The 16,544-nt window shown below is 63.0% G+C and carries 21 protein-coding genes and 2 pseudogenes; 4 read left to right on the top strand and 19 right to left on the bottom strand.

Annotated elements, in window-relative coordinates:
• Positions 1 to 146: 146 nt before the first annotated feature.
• The 17 genes and pseudogenes from IHQ71_RS07115 to IHQ71_RS07035 form a co-directional block, all read right to left on the bottom strand.
• Entirely contained in the window at positions 147 to 1,688 is a 1,542-nt protein-coding gene (locus tag IHQ71_RS07115; protein WP_258161247.1) for a sensor histidine kinase, read from the bottom strand.
• The gene (locus tag IHQ71_RS07110; protein ID WP_258161246.1) at positions 1,688 to 2,374 is read right to left on the bottom strand and encodes a response regulator transcription factor; all 687 of its coding nucleotides are present in this window, start codon (positions 2,372 to 2,374) and stop codon (positions 1,688 to 1,690) included. The genes IHQ71_RS07115 and IHQ71_RS07110 overlap by 1 nt, the downstream gene beginning before the upstream one ends.
• Positions 2,375 to 2,599: 225 nt before the next feature.
• The gene (locus IHQ71_RS07105) at positions 2,600 to 2,881 is read right to left on the bottom strand and encodes a hypothetical protein (protein ID WP_258161245.1); all 282 of its coding nucleotides are present in this window, start codon (positions 2,879 to 2,881) and stop codon (positions 2,600 to 2,602) included.
• 126 nt (positions 2,882 to 3,007) lie between these two features.
• Positions 3,008 to 3,214, bottom strand: coding sequence for a hypothetical protein (locus IHQ71_RS07100; protein WP_258161244.1), 207 nt, complete (start codon positions 3,212 to 3,214; stop codon positions 3,008 to 3,010).
• A gap of 24 nt (positions 3,215 to 3,238) precedes the next feature.
• Positions 3,239 to 7,078, bottom strand: a complete 3,840-nt coding sequence (locus IHQ71_RS07095; RefSeq protein ID WP_258161243.1) for a glycoside hydrolase/phage tail family protein — start codon at positions 7,076 to 7,078, stop codon at positions 3,239 to 3,241.
• A gap of 42 nt (positions 7,079 to 7,120) precedes the next feature.
• A pseudogene (locus IHQ71_RS07090) lies at positions 7,121 to 7,399 on the bottom strand (DUF86 domain-containing protein); the annotation flags it as partial.
• Between the two features lie 67 nt (positions 7,400 to 7,466).
• Positions 7,467 to 7,757 (bottom strand): nucleotidyltransferase family protein, encoded by a 291-nt coding sequence (locus IHQ71_RS07085; RefSeq protein ID WP_258162764.1) that lies wholly within the window; start codon positions 7,755 to 7,757, stop codon positions 7,467 to 7,469.
• 63 nt (positions 7,758 to 7,820) lie between these two features.
• A pseudogene (locus IHQ71_RS07080) lies at positions 7,821 to 8,231 on the bottom strand (NlpC/P60 family protein); the annotation flags it as partial.
• Positions 8,224 to 9,114 (bottom strand): DUF2163 domain-containing protein, encoded by an 891-nt coding sequence (locus IHQ71_RS07075; RefSeq protein WP_258161242.1) that lies wholly within the window; start codon positions 9,112 to 9,114, stop codon positions 8,224 to 8,226. The gene IHQ71_RS07075 and the pseudogene IHQ71_RS07080, both read right to left, overlap by 8 nt.
• On the bottom strand, positions 9,111 to 9,743 hold the full coding sequence (locus IHQ71_RS07070; protein ID WP_258161241.1) for a DUF2460 domain-containing protein: 633 nt from the start codon (positions 9,741 to 9,743) through the stop codon (positions 9,111 to 9,113). Before IHQ71_RS07070 ends, IHQ71_RS07075 begins: the two co-directional genes overlap by 4 nt.
• 3 nt (positions 9,744 to 9,746) lie before the next feature.
• Positions 9,747 to 10,322, bottom strand: a complete 576-nt coding sequence (locus IHQ71_RS07065) for a phage tail tape measure protein (RefSeq protein WP_258161240.1) — start codon at positions 10,320 to 10,322, stop codon at positions 9,747 to 9,749.
• 21 nt (positions 10,323 to 10,343) lie between these two features.
• A complete protein-coding gene (locus IHQ71_RS07060; protein ID WP_258161239.1) occupies positions 10,344 to 10,568 on the bottom strand; it encodes a rcc01693 family protein in 225 nt (74 codons plus the stop codon).
• Positions 10,565 to 10,912, bottom strand: coding sequence for a gene transfer agent family protein (locus IHQ71_RS07055; protein ID WP_258161238.1), 348 nt, complete (start codon positions 10,910 to 10,912; stop codon positions 10,565 to 10,567). Before IHQ71_RS07055 ends, IHQ71_RS07060 begins: the two co-directional genes overlap by 4 nt.
• Before the next feature lies 1 nt (position 10,913).
• A complete protein-coding gene (locus IHQ71_RS07050) occupies positions 10,914 to 11,321 on the bottom strand; it encodes a phage major tail protein, TP901-1 family (RefSeq protein ID WP_258161237.1) in 408 nt (135 codons plus the stop codon).
• 70 nt (positions 11,322 to 11,391) lie between these two features.
• Positions 11,392 to 11,787, bottom strand: coding sequence for a DUF3168 domain-containing protein (locus IHQ71_RS07045; protein WP_258161236.1), 396 nt, complete (start codon positions 11,785 to 11,787; stop codon positions 11,392 to 11,394).
• 1 nt (position 11,788) lies between these two features.
• On the bottom strand, positions 11,789 to 12,118 hold the full coding sequence (locus IHQ71_RS07040) for a phage head closure protein (RefSeq protein ID WP_258161235.1): 330 nt from the start codon (positions 12,116 to 12,118) through the stop codon (positions 11,789 to 11,791).
• Complete coding sequence (locus tag IHQ71_RS07035) at positions 12,118 to 12,687, bottom strand: head-tail connector protein (RefSeq protein WP_258161234.1); 570 nt, start codon at positions 12,685 to 12,687, stop codon at positions 12,118 to 12,120. The genes IHQ71_RS07040 and IHQ71_RS07035 overlap by 1 nt, the downstream gene beginning before the upstream one ends.
• 186 nt (positions 12,688 to 12,873) lie before the next feature.
• On the opposite strand from IHQ71_RS07035, the gene IHQ71_RS07030 reads away from it, so the two are divergent.
• On the top strand, positions 12,874 to 13,098 hold the full coding sequence (locus tag IHQ71_RS07030; protein WP_258162763.1) for a DUF4189 domain-containing protein: 225 nt from the start codon (positions 12,874 to 12,876) through the stop codon (positions 13,096 to 13,098).
• 65 nt (positions 13,099 to 13,163) lie between these two features.
• Here the strand turns inward: IHQ71_RS07030 and IHQ71_RS07025 are convergent, their stop codons facing one another.
• Complete coding sequence (locus IHQ71_RS07025; RefSeq protein WP_258161233.1) at positions 13,164 to 14,417, bottom strand: phage major capsid protein; 1,254 nt, start codon at positions 14,415 to 14,417, stop codon at positions 13,164 to 13,166.
• Between the two features lie 24 nt (positions 14,418 to 14,441).
• A complete protein-coding gene (locus IHQ71_RS07020) occupies positions 14,442 to 15,008 on the bottom strand; it encodes an HK97 family phage prohead protease (protein WP_258161232.1) in 567 nt (188 codons plus the stop codon).
• Between the two features lie 108 nt (positions 15,009 to 15,116).
• On the opposite strand from IHQ71_RS07020, the gene IHQ71_RS07015 reads away from it, so the two are divergent.
• From IHQ71_RS07015 to IHQ71_RS07005, 3 genes are read left to right on the top strand one after another with little or no spacing between them, the layout of a single operon-like run.
• Positions 15,117 to 15,956, top strand: coding sequence for an AraC family transcriptional regulator (locus IHQ71_RS07015; protein ID WP_258161231.1), 840 nt, complete (start codon positions 15,117 to 15,119; stop codon positions 15,954 to 15,956).
• A 56-nt stretch (positions 15,957 to 16,012) separates the two neighbouring features.
• Positions 16,013 to 16,276 (top strand): type II toxin-antitoxin system RelB/DinJ family antitoxin, encoded by a 264-nt coding sequence (locus IHQ71_RS07010; RefSeq protein WP_258161230.1) that lies wholly within the window; start codon positions 16,013 to 16,015, stop codon positions 16,274 to 16,276.
• Positions 16,263 to 16,544 (top strand): type II toxin-antitoxin system YafQ family toxin, encoded by a 282-nt coding sequence (locus IHQ71_RS07005; RefSeq protein WP_258161229.1) that lies wholly within the window; start codon positions 16,263 to 16,265, stop codon positions 16,542 to 16,544. The genes IHQ71_RS07010 and IHQ71_RS07005 overlap by 14 nt, the downstream gene beginning before the upstream one ends.

Here is a 16,544-nt window from a genome sequence, read left to right as displayed (position 1 = left end):
CTTTGCCCCTTCAAACCCGCGACTGCGAGACAGTCACGGTATCAATCCCATCTGCTCAGCACTGATGGCAGTATTAAGGCAGCATCATAACCGGCTTATATTCGATTCGGCGACCCCTAAACCGTGTCGGCTGTTAGTGAATTGTCTCAATTCTCCCGGGCAGCGATCATCGGCAACACCAGTTCGGCCCGAAGCCCGCCGGACGCGGCGCGAGAAAGCGAGAACGCGCCCTTGTATTCGGAGACGATCTCCGAGACGATCGACAGGCCCAATCCGGTGCCCGGCTTGCTCTCGTCGAGCCTGCGGCCGCGCTTGAGCGCTTCCTTGATCTGGCCGGGTTCCAGCCCCGGACCGTCGTCCTCGATCGTCAATTGCGCCCAGTGCCGGCGCGCGGGATCGTCGCCCGTCACGCCCTGTGGCGCGATGCGCGCGGTGATCGTGATCCGGTGCTTCGCGAAGCGGCTGGCATTCTCCACGAGATTGCCGATCGTTTCCTCGATATCCTGCGCCTCCATGGCGAGCCTCAGGGTCTTGGGCTCGATCGAAAGCGCGTAGTCCTTATCGGGATTGAGTTTGCGCATGACGCGCGCCAGTCTCTGCAGCACGGGCTCGGCCTCCGTGCGCGCAAGGATACTGTCGCGCTGGGCGGCTATGCGGGCGCGGTTGAGGTAGGATTGCACCTGGACCTGCATGATCTCGGCCTGCGAACGGACCAGATCATTGTGCGGCGCCTGCATCTGGCTGGCATCGTTGAGCAGTACGGCGATCGGCGTCTTCAGCGAATGCGCGAGATTGCCGACCTGCATGCGCGCGCGCTCGACGACGCGACGATTGCTCTCGATCAGTGCGTTGACCTCTGTCGCCATCGGCTGGATCTCCAGCGGCATGTTGCCGTCGAGCCGCTCGGCGTGCCCATCCCGGATCCGGGTCAGCGCCGCCCGCACACGATCGAGTGGCCTTAGACCCACGAGCACGACGAACGCATTGAGCACCAGCGACCCGGCGCCGAACAGCGCCAAAGCGAAATAGAGGCTGCGGTTGAAGAGCGCCACATCGTCGCCGACGACCTTGTGGTTGCCGATCATCCGGAAGCGGACGCTGCGATAGACAGCCTCCGGCTCGTCAGCGGAGAAATCACTGCCCTCGTCGCTGGCCTCTTCCTGCATGCTGATTTCGGCTTCGGCGACGCGTACATCGTTTCCGGCCGAGTCCTTCGTTTGGTAAAAGCGCTCGAAGCGCGGGTTGAACTGCACTTCGGTGTTGGAAAGCGTCGGCACTTGGATGCCTTCCATGCTGTCGGAGGCGAGCTTGTCAGTCTTGTAGTCGCCCAGCGGCAGCACCTCCCAGTACCAGCCGCTGCCGGGCTGCTGGAACGCCAGCTCGTCAAGCGCCGGCCGGCCCTGGAGCGCCTTGGTCTCGGGATCGATCGAAACGGAATTGACGGCCGAATAGAGCTGCGTCCGGAGAAGATCGCGCAGATTTCGCTCGGCGCCGGCGGCATAGAGGTTGGAAATGACGAAGGCGAGGATAACCAGCCCGATCACCGACCAGACGGTGGTGTAGAGCAAGACGCGGGCGGTCAGCGAGTTCAGCCGGGCCGGCAGCGATGCCGAGAATGCGCGCAGGCGCCGGACCAGTTTTCCCTTGGCCGTCTCGGCGGTCGGCCCGCTGTCCGCGCTGTCCGCCATTATTTGCCGCCCTTGGCGTCTCCGTCTGCCGGCGGCTGCATGCGATAGCCCAGGCCCCGCACGGTCTCGATCAGGTCGATGCCCATCTTCTTGCGCAGCCGCCCGACGAAGACCTCGATCGTGTTGGAATCGCGGTCGAAATCCTGGTCGTACATGTGCTCGACCAGTTCGGTGCGCGAAACCACCTGCCCCATGTGATGCATGAGATAGGAAAGCAACCGGAACTCGTGGCTGGTGAGCTTCAGTGTCATGCCGTTGACGGTGACCTTCGAGCTCTTGGTATCGAGCTTGACCGGACCGCAGGAGATTTCGGAACTCGCATGCCCTGCCGCGCGACGGATCAGCGCGCGCAACCGCGCTTGCACCTCTTCCATATGGAAAGGCTTGGTCACGTAATCGTCGGCGCCGGCATCGATGCCCGCCACCTTGTCGCTCCAGCGATCACGGGCGGTCAGGATCAGCACCGGCATCTTGCGGCCGGCCTCGCGCCATTTCTCGAGCACCGTCACGCCGTCCATCTCGGGCAGGCCGATATCCAGCACGACCGCATCATAAGGTTCGTTCTCACCGAGATAGTGGCCTTCCTCGCCATCGAAGGCCTGATCGACCACATAGCCCGCCTCCTTCAACGTGTCGGTGAGCTGGCGATTGAGGTTCTGATCGTCTTCGACAACAAGTATGCGCATCGATAATTCCTGATTTCTCTAGAATGCTACCCTAGCCATCCATCGCCATCGGTTCAAGAATTGCCCGCAACCAGCCGCGACGCGCGACCTGTTCAGCAATTCGTCAGCGTGTGACGAAAATGGTGCTGTCGAGAACCGGAGCGCAGCGTACGTAAAAGTACGTGCGCACCGGAAGCGCAGACAACGCCATTTGCAGTCCACGCTGGCGGATTGATGGACAGGTCGCTAGAAGTCCATGGGAATGCGGAGTCTGATCTTTTTCGGGCGGCCATTGGCTTTCACGACGAGGACGGTGACGCGACAGATGGGCTTGCCGTTGCGGGCAGGCTGCACCGACAGCAATTCGCCGCCGGTCATTTCGAGCGCCTGCTCCACGGCACGATCGCAGGCGCCGCGCGCCTGCGCGACCTCAGCCCGGGGGGCATTCACACCGGCGTCGGGAAGCGGCTCGGATGGGGTCACCATCAAGCCTGCCGCCACCAGCGCCGTTACCACAAACGATGTCATCTACTTTCCATATCCCTCTCGGGGATTTTTGCTCACCTGTGATCATCTTTAGTCGAACCACAATGAATGGCAAATGAATGTGGGGCTCCCAGGAAGTTGCCGGTTGTCGCTATGGTAATCCTTTCGTCAACCGAGCCGCTTGTCGGCGCTGAGACGGCCATAGAGCGCCAGCAGGCCGCCGATCGCGCCGCCGAGCGCCACGATGCCCTCAGCGAGATCGCCCTGCGCACCTTCGTCGAGTTCGAAGCCGCCCGCCTGCAGAACGCTGGCGAGGATTGCGATCAGGGAGCCCCAGACGGTCTTCGACTGGTACCAGTATTTCGTATCGATCATTGGAAAATCCTTTCTTTTCAAAATCTAGAGTTCGATATTCGCTTCGGCCGCGATGCCCAGCGCCACCTTCCCGCCCTTCTGCCGGACGCGGAAACTGATCACCGTTTGCGGACCACCGAAATCGGCAATCTCCATCGCCGATGTGTAGAGGAACGATGGCGCGTTGGCCGAGACCGTTCGGACGGGCGCTCCGCCATTGAGGATCTCGACCTGATAGGCCTCGACATCCTCATCGAGCGGAATCTCGTCGCCTTCCCAACCATCGGCAGCGATCCGGCTGCGCCGAACCCAGATCAATTGAATGCCCCCACCTGTACGGACCGCCGCCAGATGCACCGGCGAAAGCGGCGTCTCGCTCCTCACTCCACCGGCAAAACTCACCGGTCCGACGCTGCCGCCACCCGAGCCCGCGGCTTCCGCCAGCCAGTTGAGCACCAACCCCGCCTCATCAGCCTCGAGGCGGAGGCTTCTCACACCTTCATCGAGCACAACGAAAGGCGCACTGACGGCAGCGCCCGCCGCCATGGCGTCCTCCGTGCCGGCAAGCCCGCGCAGCAAGCCCGAAAGTTCCCAGTGGTTCTCCGTGACCTCTTCGGCGCTGCGGAAACCAATGATCTCCCATTCGCCACTCGCTGCCTTAATCGCCGCCCGGTTCGCACCATTGAGCAGCGCAAGCTCCGACACCGACGAAAGCCCGCCATAGATCATGCGCACCGATATCCGGCTTGCCTCGTCGATCCGGCCCGTCACGCCGCCGGAGATCGCCAGTGTAACCCGGCCCATCCTGGCCGGACGCGACAGAACCAGACGGCGCTGATAATTTTCGCTCTCCGGCGAGACCGACAGGACCACTCGCTTCCACGGCCGGGCCGCGACGGCAACCCGGGCAAAACCCTCGCCATCTTCATATCGCGCAAGATCCATCAGATGAATGACCGGCGAGAAGGCCTTGTTGCCATCGCGGCCGCGCCAGCGTTTTCCCGAGCGCGTATAGTCCGATGCGCTGTCGCCCGATCCGGTCTGTCGCGCTTCGACGTCGCGGGTCTCGCCATCCTCGATGCGGGTGATCACGAAACGTCCCGCCGGCCCTTCGGCCAGCGTGATCACATCGCCCGGTTCACATTCCAGCGCCGTCGGTGGCAGCGAGAATCGCACCTGACGCCGGGAAAGCCTGTGGTCCCTGAGCAGCCCCTCAACCACGGGTGCTGCCGATTCCTCCGGCAGCACACCGGGCAACCCGACCCGCAAGATGCGGTCATTGACCGGCTCGATGCGCCGCGAGCGCGCCGTCTGGCTCTCATACTCGTCCGCCTCGCCCTGGAAATCGATCACCGCCTCGCTGGCGAAATCCGAGTCCTGGCCGTTCATCTCAGTCCAGCGCGGCTCGTCATCCCGATCGGCAAAGACCGAGATCTCGCTTGCCGGCGCCGAGATCTGCCCACGCGACCGGAACGTCATCATACCGTCGATGTCGGTCACATCCAGCCGATACGCCGAGACCAGCGGTTCAAGCAGCGCCCGCGCCGAGGCAAGATTGCCAGCGACATAGCCCTTGAGTTCGCCCGACACGCCGGACACGTCGAAATTCGTGACACCGTGATCCCTCAGGATCGCAGCGATCACCGTCGAGAGCGTCCCGCCCCCCAACCGCCCATTCAGCCAATGGCCGAGCGTCCAGTTGCCGCCATCGGCGAACAGACTGCTGTCCTCGGGAAAAGCAGGCATGGCGCGAGCGTCCCACGCCCAGAGGAACATATGACCCGGGTTGACCATGCCGGCGGGAGCGGCGTCGCTGTTCCACCATGCGTGATGGGCATCGAGAAAGCGCCGCTGCGTCTCGTCGGAGCGCATGCCGCCCGAAAAATAGGGAAGTGCCGACTCGGAGCTCTTGGCATCGACGAAGACGTTCGGCTGGTTGCCGCCGCGATCGATCGCCGGGCAGCCGAGCTCCGTGAACCAGATCGGCTTCATCCCGGCGAGCCAGGCTGTCGGGCTCGCGGATTCCACTCCACCCACCCGCTTATAATGACGGTTGCTCCACCAGCCCTCGATATCCTTGTAGCGATAGACCCAGTGCTTGCCCGCCAGCCCGTCGACGATCGGCGTGCGCACACGCGCCACCCGGTCAGCATCGGTGGCGTAATACCAGTCGAAGCCCTCGCCGGAGGTAATCGCCGTCGTCATCGCCGCCTTGTCGGCGGAGGTCCGCGCATCGTCAGGCTGGAGTCCCACAAAGTCCTCGTCGCGGAAATCCGTCAGCGGCATATAATTATCGATGCCGACCGCATCGATCGCATCATGGGTCCAGAGCTGGTCGAGGTTGAAGAAGACGTTTCCCGATCCGTCCTGCGGATGATAGCCGAAATACTCGCTCCAGTCGGCGCCATAGGTCAGCTTGGTTTTGTTGCCCGTGATGTCGCGAACATCGCCTGCAAGCTCGGCCAGTTTCTCGACAAAGGGAAAATCGTTGGTGCCGTCGCGCACCGATGTCAGGCCGCGCAGCTCCGAGCCGATGATCAACCCATCGACCCCACCTGCCGCCTCGGCCAACAGCGCATAGTGCAGGATCATTCGCCGATAGCCGCGATCGCTGCCGGAATAGATCACGGTGTCGCCCGACACATCGAAATCGCCGGCCGCCGCATCCCCGACGAACGCATTGATCTGACCGCGAGCTTCAAGGCTATGGTCCGGACTGCCCGGTTGTCCCGCCGCAGGATGACAGGTGATGCGCCCGCGCCAGGGATATTTCGACTGGCCTTCACTCCCGCCATAGGGATCAGCCAAGCCATTATCCTCCGGAATATCCATCATCAGGAAGGGATAGAGAAACACCTTCAGACCCGCGTCTTTCAGATGACGGATAGCAGCGACGACGCTCGCGTCGTTGGGCGTACCGCCATAGGCGGGCCTGCCGCCCACGCGCGAGATCAGGCGCGCATTGCCGCGCGTATGCCCGGCCACCTGCCAGGGCACGCTCTCGCCGTCGCGGTTGTCCTTCTCCACGCCGGGCATGATCTGGCATTGATGCGCCCGGAGATCGTCGCCGAACCAGGAGACGACCAGCGCCACGCGTTCGAGATTGGGGCAGATATCCCGGAGTTCGCTGATCGATGCCGTCCAGTCGGTGCCGTTCCGCAACTGGTTGCGATTGAGAAACCGCGCCTCGCCGTCGCCCAGCTCCTCGGTCACATTTGTGGGGCTGTAGCCGTGCTCGGTGGCGCCCGGAATGATGGTGATCGCGCGGATATCTTTCTCCAGATTTCCGACACGCCGGATCACCTCGAACTGCAATACAGGAATGCGGTTGCCGAACGTGTCGAGCGGCAGCCGTTCGAAGACGACATAGGCCAGCCCGCGATAGGTCGGCGTATTGTCATAGCCCTGCTTGGCACCGATCAGCGGATCGGGCTCCTGGTCCTCGCCGCCCCGGTGCACACGCATCTCGATCCCCATCTGGTCGAGCTCCCGCCCGTCGGCCCAGATACGCCGGATACTGGAGATCGGCCCCTCGCAGATGCCGATGGCAAAGTTCGCATAATAGCTGAACGTTTCGATCCGCGGCCCCGTCGCCTTGCCGCCGGAGCGCTCCTCCGTCACTTCCTCGATGAACCGCGTAGCCCAGATCAGCGTGCCGCCGACCCGCGCGGTGCCATAGACGCGGCTCACCGGCGTGCCTTCCTGCGCGCCGGGAATGCGCGCGCTTTCGAGCGGCGTGCCCTCGACGGTCGTCCAACCCGAAATGATGCTGCGATCGATCAGGTTGCCGGCGAGCGCACCCGCCGCCCTGCCGATCATCGCGCCAACGGGCCCGAACAGCCCGCCGACAGTCGCGCCGGCGGCCTGCAACAATAGGGTTGCCATGGGGAGTTACTCCGGGGGGAATTGAGAAGAAGTTTGGACCGATCAATTCGGATCGGTTGAACGGCTTGCCCGCAGGCGCGCGATCTCTTGCACCAGCGCAGGAAGATCGTTCCGTACAGTCTGCCAGAGGATCGCGTGATCGATGCTGAAATAAACATGGGCAATGTGATGCCGCATTCCGCGCATTTCGCGCCAGCTTATCGCCGGTGTATTCGCCACGAAGTCGGGATACAGGGTGGCAATCTTCGTCGCCGCTTCGCCCATCACGGTAAAGCTCATTGCGACGGCATGCTGCGTCTTCACATCTGCGAGAAATTCATCAAGCGTTTGCTGGCTGCTCTACGAGCTGCGCTTTCTACTTGCTCTAGGTAATTGTCCAGCTTGTCGCTCACACAGGGCGAGCCTCGGCTAAAACCGTGTCACGGAATCTTTCGTGAAGTTCCTGCGGCGTTCGGACATCGACCGGAATGCCAACCAGTTCTGTGAGGTCTTCGGTTAGGCCGCCCAAGTCAAAAAGCGTCGTTCCAGGCAAGGCATCAACGAGGATATCGAGATCGCTGCCGTCCTTGTCAGAGCCATGCAGCACGGATCCGAACACGCGCGGATTGGCAGTGCGACGGCGCGCGGCCAGCTCGCGGATCGCCTCTTCTTTGCCTCGCAATGCCAATGACGGTTTCATCGTGCTCACCTTTCGCACGATGGTAACAGATCGCCATTCCGTATCCAACACACTATCCCCCGCCCACCGAAACACCCAAGCCACCCGCCTCCGCCAACTTGGCACCAGCGCACTCTCGATCACCCCCGCCTGCTCATAGGCATGAATGAACCGCCCCGGCCCGCTCAGTATCCCGAGATGCTTTGCCGACGCCCCCTCCTGCCATCGAAACAACAACAGGTCGCCCGGCGCCATCGAGGCCACCGGCACAGGATCGCCGAAATGCCGGAGTGCCGCGAGATAGAGCCGCTCCTCGCCGCTCCGTTCCGCCCAGTCCATGCCATAGGCGCCGGGCGTTTCCGGCTCCTCGCCGTAGCGCTCGCGCCAGATGCCGCGGATCAGGCCCAGGCAGTCGCAGCCCACGCCTTTGCGCGATCCCTGGTGCCGGTAGGGCGTGCCGATCCAGCTCCGTGCAATTGCGACGACGTCACTCATAGAGCACCCCGCCGTCATGTTCGGTCTCGCCGTCGGCATAGGTATAGGCGAAGTCGGCGCCGGGCATATGCGGGAAACCGCGGAAGTTTCGCTGGTTGTTGAACTTCGCCTTGCAGGTCGAAAAAATCTTGTCGCAGCCGACGGTGATGGTGAACGTATCGCCCGGATCGGGCGCCACGGCGAGCGGCAGCCAGAACACGACGATCACCGCGCCGCCCACCTTGCGGTGGCTCTCGATATCGGCGGCGACGCCGGCATTTGGTCCGGATGTGAAGCGGATCACGCCGTAGCGGAAGAAGCCGGCGGGAAAGGCACTGATCCCATGGGCGGAAATCCGTGTCGTGTCGGCAATCGCGCCGACCGCGCCATCAGCCGTGAAATCGGGATTATCGGCATTCTTGCCGCAACGCGCATCGCCGAAGGTGGCATCGCAACGGCGCGAATAGATCCGACCCCGGCTCTCATCGAGCCTATGCGCCACGCTGCGCATCTCGGCCTTGAAAAAGCCCTCGGAGCGCGTGACCTCACCGATCTCCAGCACCTTCAGACGCATATGCTGGACGGGCATCGCCCAATTGACGAGGAAAAGCTCGACCTTCGCCCCGTCATACTTTCCGGCCGCGACATCGGTGTCCGCAATCGCCTCGGACGAGAGTGCGCCCGCCACATCGCCGGAAGGCGCCGAGAGCCCGCCAACGCTCTCCCAGTCGCTCGCCTCGAAGCCGCTGGCGGCGAGGAAAGTTGTCGCGTCGAACACCAGGTCATGGTCGTGGTCGGTGAAGCCGAGTACCACGCCATCGCGGCGGGTCACCCGCCAGGCATGGCAGAGCGTCGTCGCATCGCTTTCGAGATGCGCCTTGAGATCCGGATCGATCACTTTCATGGCATGATCTCCACAAGTGGAATCGAAGGAATGCGTCCGGCATGGAACGCGTCGAGATTGATCTCGATCCGGTCCGTATCGAACCGCACCGGCACGTCGAAACGGAACCCGGCACGAATGACGGCGCCGTTGATCGGCGCGGTATCGAAGGTCACGATTCCCGTCGCGAGATCGACGCCGAAGTAATCCGCGCTCACCGCAGCGCCGTCGATCCGAACCGCAACGCTGCCGGCTCGCGGCTTGGCAATCACACGCTCAGTCGTCCCGCCAGCATCGCCATAGATCTTCAGCAACTGAAACGCTGTCCGTGCGCCATTGCCGATCCCCAGCGGCTGGTCGTCGGACGACACCGTCCCCTCCGGCCCGCAGGATTGGAAATCAACCGGATCGGTAAAACGAAAACCATAGAGCTGCCCGGCCCGCGCCTCGAAGAAGGCCAGCACCTCATAGAGGTCACTCACCGAACGTATGCCGGACCCAGCATCATAGTGCCGCCGCGCATCCTTCCAGCGCCGGTTGCGGCTCTCGCGCCCGTTCGAGAGCGAAACGATATCCGTCCGCCGGTATGGCCCGCCGCTGGTGCCAAGCGCCAGCCGCAGCGGAAATTGAATTTCGTGGAATGAGGTCATGGCTCACACTCCCCGCCGGCCCCGGCCCACGGCACGGGTCAGCATCGCATTGATCTGGCCTTCCGATTTGCGGAAGCTCTGGGCGTCGGTGGCATTGACATTGAAAATCACCTGCACCGGCGCGCCGGCCTCGCCCGCCGCCACGCCCAGCCGTCCGTCCGGCCCGCGCTTGAGCGGCATGATCGCCTCGCTGCCCGCCTCGCCCATCAGGCCGGTTCCACCAGCCATGGGAAAATAAGTCGGCTGCGAAACCACACCGCCCGTGGCAAAGGCCTGCACGCGCCCCGGCACGCCGCCATGTGAGAAACCGATCGCGCCCGACAACATGTTGCTCGCCCCCGACACCATCGATCCGATCGACGTCTCCAGCGGTTTCAATCCCACATCGAGCGAGATCGAGGAAAAGCGATAAGCAATGTTCTGCAGCACCTCGATCAGGCTGTCGCCGTCGAGCACCGCGCCTTTCAACGCCGTGGTGATGGCCGAGCCGAAGGAACGCGACCGCGCCTCCAGATCGTCGAGCACAGCGCTCAGCTCCTCCGCGCCGGATAGCGCGTCCTCAATGTCATCAGGTTCCATGAATATCTCCTCTGCCGGCGATCATCCGCCGCTGTCCGGCCATTTTTCCATCAGCGCCTCGAGCCCGTGCCGGTCGATGCCATTGCTGGGCCGCATCGCGCCGCCCAGAGCCAGAAATTCCCTGACGCTCAGCGCCCAGAATGCATTTGGGGTTAGCCGCAGCAGCCCGAGCCCGAAATGCAAAGCCGCGCCCCAGGGGAAAGGCTGCGGACGGGCATCGGTCGATCGGGCTGCTGCGGCATTCAAGGGTTTTGGTTCTGGCCCTCCGGCGCAAATGCACTCGCCAGCAGCGTTGCCGCCAGGCTCACCGCACCACCAAGCCCGCCCTCGACGCGCATGTCGCCGAGATCACCGTCTTCGATCACGTTGCCGCCGCCGCGCAGTCCCGCGGCGATGATCGCCATCACATCCCGGATACCGATTCTTCCGCCCGAAAAGCGCCCCGCCAAGTCGCCGATATTATCGACCCCGAAAGCAGTTTCGAGTTCAGCCAGCGCACCCAAAGTCATGCAGAGGATGCGCCGCTCGCCATTGATCACGGCTTCGATCTCGCCGCGCACGCGGTTCGCCCGCCCCGCCCCCACTACCATCTCAAACCGCCCCGAAGGCCAGTTGGCCGGCACTTTCGAGCGCGAGATCAAACATCACCTCGCCATTGTGCTGGCCGAAATATTCGAGCGCGGTCACCTGCATCGGCCCGGTCACGGTGCCGAAATCGGGGATCAGCACCTGCCAGTTCAGGATCGTGCCGTTGAAAAACGAGGTCCGCACGGTCGCATCCGACGTCTGGTCCTTGAAGATGCCGGACCCCGAGACCGCCGCACGCTTGACGCCCGCGCCATCGAGCAGTTCCCGCCAGCGTCCCGCGCTTTCCGCATCGGTGATCTCCACCGTCTCGGCATTGAAGGCGATCCGGCGCGAGCGCAGGCCCGCCACCGTCTCGTAAGTTGAACCGTTGTGGATCTTCAAAAGCAGATCCTTGCCTTTCTGGGCGGTCATCGAAAATCCTTTCGTGGAAAATGAAAAAGGCGCCCGATGAGGCGCCCACAAAAGACGAGAAACGGGTCCGCTAAACCTCCGTCAGCGCCCGGAACACCATCTGCGCCACATGCGCCCTGGTCTTCGGCTCCCGCCGTGCCCGTGTGCTCCGGTGCATCAGATTGACCAGCACGAAACCCGCCAGACTCAGCGCCGTGCCATCGAGCAAAACCTTTACCCGCGCGGCGATTTCCTGCGCCTGCTTGCGGCCCTCAGCATCGGACCAGGCCTCGATCGTCACGAGATGCTCTTCTGCGTCCGGGCCGAAATCGCTCGTGGCGACCTCGCTCAGCACGACATACGGCATCGCCCTCCCGGTTATCCGCCGATCGAACACGGCGCCCGCGCCGATCATCCCGGTCAGCGTCGTGTCGCCGGTCAGCCGCGAAAAGATCGCGGCCTGCAATGCATTGGCGGAACCTGCCATCTTACACCTCCGTCACTTGGGCGACGAGATAGCGGCCGCGCTCATCGGGATCATGCACCGTGTGGATCTCGAAAATCCGGCCACCCTTGCGAAACCGCTTGCCCGCGCTCACACCCTCGGTGCGGCGGACCCAGATCCGGTGCGTCACCGCCTGCCGGTCGATATGGCCGAGTTCCTCACGCACAGCGGACACCGGTTCGATCCGTGCCCAGAGCGTTGACTCAACGGCATGACTCACCGTCACCCCACCTTGGCCGTCCGGCGTCTCCACGGGTGACTCAAGGTCAAGCCGCGCCGTCAGTTGCCCGGCATCGAGAAATGTCAGGTTCATCAGAGCCTCCGCATCAGGAAGGGCGCGACCAGCCGGTCATAGCCGTCAGGCACCGAGGCCGGCTGCATCTCGATCGGCACCGCGCCACGGAACTCGTAACAATGCGCCGCATGCACCAGCATCGCGCGCTTGAGCGTATCGGGCACATCGGCCCCGCTCTCGCCGAAGCCGGCGGTGAAATCCACCTCGATCCCATTCATCGCCTGGCGCGCCGCCGGCCGCTCCCGCAGCCACAGCCGCGCCGGCCGGCGCAAGCCGTCCAGCACATGGCCTGCGAGCGTCACCTCGCTCTCCTCGCCGAGTTCGTCGAAAGCGCGCACGGCGTCCACCGCAAGCACCGGCCCGCGCGAAATCTCCAGCGGGCCATTGTCCGGCCAGCAATCGAGATAGAGCCGCCAGCCCTGGCTGATCAGCGCCAGACCCGTCACGCGCTCGAGATGTTCGCGCGCAACCCGGATCAGGCCGGCGAGCAGAGTGTCCTCGTCATTGCCTTCGACCCGGATATGGGCCTTCAGATCGGCAAGCGTCAGCGGCTCCGCCAGCGGCGGTTGAATAGGAGCGTATGTCATTATTTTCCCTTGATGATTTTATCGCCGTGCGGCTCAACCTGGAGGCGGCGGCACGGTAAGGTTACCGCCGAAGATCGCTTGCACGGGCGCCTGCTTGCTGCTTGGTACTACCCGTGAGTCCTGCGCAGCCTATCGCTACGGACTGAACCAGAATTCCGAGCCTTACAGGGGTACGACGTGAACACCATGCGCATTGGACTGACCGCTCTCGCCATCTTGGCCGCCGCCATCGCCTCCACCGGCACTGCAAATGCCTGGGGCTGCATCGCCGTCTCGGAGGACGGCACCTACGGCTACAGCTACAATTTCGACAATCAGGACGATGCTACGACGAGAGCGCTGAACGAATGCGCCAACCGCGCCACGACCGATCAGACCTGCGAAATCACCGAATGCATCGAAGGCTCCTGAGCCCCGCCTTACGCGAGTGCTTGAAACGGCCGGGACCAATCTCCCGGCCGTTTTGCTATTGTCCGTCAGCTCACGCCGAACTTCACCAGCTTGATCGCCTCGAAATTCTGCACGCCGCCGCCGACCCGCTTGGTGGTGTAGAAGAGCACATACGGCTTGGCCGAATAGGGGTCGCGCAGCACCCGCACGCCGGTCCGATCGACCACCAGGTATCCGGCGCGGAAGTCGCCGACCGCGATCGAAAAGGCGTTCGAGCCGACATCCGGCATGTCCTCGGCCTCGGTCACCGGAAAGCCCATCAGCGTCGCCGGCTGGCCGATCGCCGACGGTGCCTGCCAGAGATAGTTGCCCTGCGAGTCCTTGAACTTGCGGATCGCCGCCTGGGTGGTGCGGTTCATCACATAGCTCGCATTCTGGCGGTGGCCCGCCTTCAGCGCATAGGCCGCGTCGATCAGGATATCACCCGGTCCGGATGCCGCGAACGCTCCGGAAACGCCGGTGGCGAGATAGCCGATATTGCCCCAGCTCCAGCTGGCGTTGGCGACATTGGTATAGGCGAGAAAGCCCCTCGGCCGGTTGGTGCCGTTGCCGGAAACGAAGGCCGTACCCTCCTGTTCGGCAAACGCGATATCCACCTCGGAGGCGATCCAGCTTTCGATATCCACGGCATTATCGTCGAGCAGCCCCTGCGTTGCCGCCGGCATCGCATAGAGCTCCATCGTCTCGAAGGAGAGTTCCGCGAGCGACGGCGTCGCCGTCTCGGTCCGTGCGCCTGTCTCTGCGACCCAACCGGTCGATAGGCCGGCAAGCGCGAAGGGCTTCTTCAGCACATGGCCCGAAACCTGCCGCACCGTCGCCAGCGACCGGATCGGCGAGGCCACCGACAACCGGCGCCCGATCTCGCTGTCGGTCTCGTTCGGCACCAGGTAGCCGCCATCCGAGCCGGTCGCGGTCGAAAACGCCTTCTCCTCCAGCACTCTCAGCCCGCTGTCGTCGCCGCGGCGGATATAGGTCTCGAATGCCGCCTTGTGTTCCATCTGGTCGAGGCCCAATGCCCCGCCACCGCCGAGTACCGGCCGTGCCTTCTTGATCACCAACTGATCGAGCGCCTTCTTCTGTTCGTCGACCGCCTTGTTGATGCGATCGACCTTGTCGCGGGTCACGACATCCGAAGTCAGCTTCTTCTCGATCTCGTCGAGCCGCTTGTCATTGGCATCCTTGAACGCCTCGAAGGCGCCCATGAAACCGTCGAACGCATCGGCGATCGTATCCGGCACCGCCTTGATCTCCGGCGCGGCAGTCATGCTCTGGTTATCCATGTCTCAAATCCTCTTCGTTGAAATTCATGCAAACGTTCTTATCGAGCGGGCCGCATCCCGCATCGCCCGGATCAATCCCTTCTCTGTCAGGCTCATCGCGCTGCCGCCTTCCTTGACTTCGGAAATCCGGGCGCTCGGCAGCATCGGAAAGGTCACCACCGAGATCTCCCAGAGATCCGCCTCCAGGATCTGGCGAATCCCGGTCTTCGGTTCCGCCTTCGACCGCACCGTCTGGAAGCCGATCGACAGCCCGTCGATCGCCCTCGATTTCATCAGCTGGTGCACTTCCCGCGCCCGCTTGACGCCATCCGACAATACGCCTTCGACATAAAGTCCGCGGCCATCCTCGCGGATCACCCGCCAGGCGCCGATTGGTTCGGCCGGATCGTGCTGGAACAGCATCCGCACGCCGCTGGCGCCACGCCGTGCCAGCGATTTCAGAAAGGCGCCGCGCTCGACCCGGTCCTTGCCGAGATCGACTTCTCCGAACAGGCTGGCATAGCCGGAAAAAGCGCCGGCCTCGCCCAGCATCTTCAGTTCGATACGCGCGAATTTCCGTTCGCGCCCGGCGATGAGAGCGTCTGCGGTCATCTCAATGTCCTTATGCTATGGAAGAAAAAATCTGGCGACCGCAAGAACGGTCAAGCGCAGTCGGTATCGCCTCCGGTACAAAGGCGTCATCGGAAACGAGTTGTGTGCATGAACATCATCGAGAATGCCATCTGGCAGGTCGAAAGCAATCTTCGACGGCCCATCGCCCTGGAGACCATCGCGGAAATGAGTGGCGTTACGCCCACTTACCTCACCCGCGCTTTCGCCTCCGCGACGGGCAATTCGCTGATGCGTTACGCTCGTGCGCGTCGGCTTTCGGAGGCTGCCCGCATTCTCGCACTCGGCGTTCCCGATATCCTAGGCCTGGCGCTCGACGTCGGCTACGGATCGCATGAAGCCTTCACCCGCGCCTTTCGCGAGCATTTCGGGCTGACGCCGGAAAGTGTCCGCGACGCGCGCACGACAAGACATCTCGAACTTACGGAGCCAATGATCATGGACGCCTCACCAAAGCCCAACCTCGCTGAGCCGAAGATCGAAAAGCGCGACAAGATGCTGTTTGCCGGCCTCATCAAGACCTATGCAATGAAGGATATCGGTGGCATTCCCGCGCTCTGGGAACAGTTCAACGCCATGGAAGGCGGTCTGACCAACGTCGTCAATCCCAAGGTCGCCTATGGCGCCTCGCTCAGCTACACCGAGGAAACCGGCTGCGAATACATGGCCGCCGTCGAGGTCTCAAGCCTCGCCGATGTGCCGAAGGAATTCCAGACCGCGACCATTCCCGCCGCGACCTACGCCATCTTCTCCCAGCCGGGGCACATCACGCTGATGCGCCCGACGATCATGTCCATCTGGCAGGATTGGCTGCCGCGTTCAGGCTATACCGCCGAGGAAGCACCGCTGGTCGAATTCTACCCCTCGACTTTCGATCCTGTGACCGGCAATGGCGGGTTCGAGGTGTGGATTCCGGTGCGCAAACAATAACCTCTTGTTGTCCACTCCTTGCTGCATTACATTGTCATGCAGCAAGGAGAATTCTGATGGCCAGCAACGCACTCGTACAAACCCGGATCGACGGCAAGGTGAAGGACGAAGCCTCTGCCGTGCTCGCGGCGATGGGCCTTACTGTATCCGATGCCGTGCGCCTGATGCTCACGCGGGTCGCACACGACAAGGCATTGCCCTTCGAGCCGTTGATCCCCAATGCCGAAACCGTCGCCGCCATGCGCGAAGCCCGTGCCGGCAACCTCAAGAGCTACGAGTCCGTCGATGCGCTGATGGCGGATCTGAATGCGGAAGATTGAGCCGACCAGCGCCTTCAAACGGGACTTCAAACGCGAGGCCAAAGGCCGCCATGCCAAGGTTCTCCAATCGGAGCTCCCGGCACTTCTGCTATTGCTTGCCACCGACCTGCCGCTGGAAGCGCGGCTGCGCGACCACGCCCTCACCGGCGAGTGGAAAGACCATCGCGACTGTCATGTCCGGCCCGATCTCGTCCTGATCTATCGCAAACCAGACGAAGAGACGCTGCAGCTCGTCAGGCTCGGCTCACATTCGGAACTTGGACTTTAA

The sequence above is a fragment of the Rhizobium sp. TH2 genome (assembly GCF_024707525.1).
In the GTDB taxonomy this organism is placed as follows: Bacteria; Pseudomonadota; Alphaproteobacteria; order Rhizobiales; family Rhizobiaceae; genus Rhizobium_E.
The sequence above is the reverse complement of the archived record's forward strand: the minus strand, read 5'-3'. Positions and strand labels throughout refer to the sequence as shown.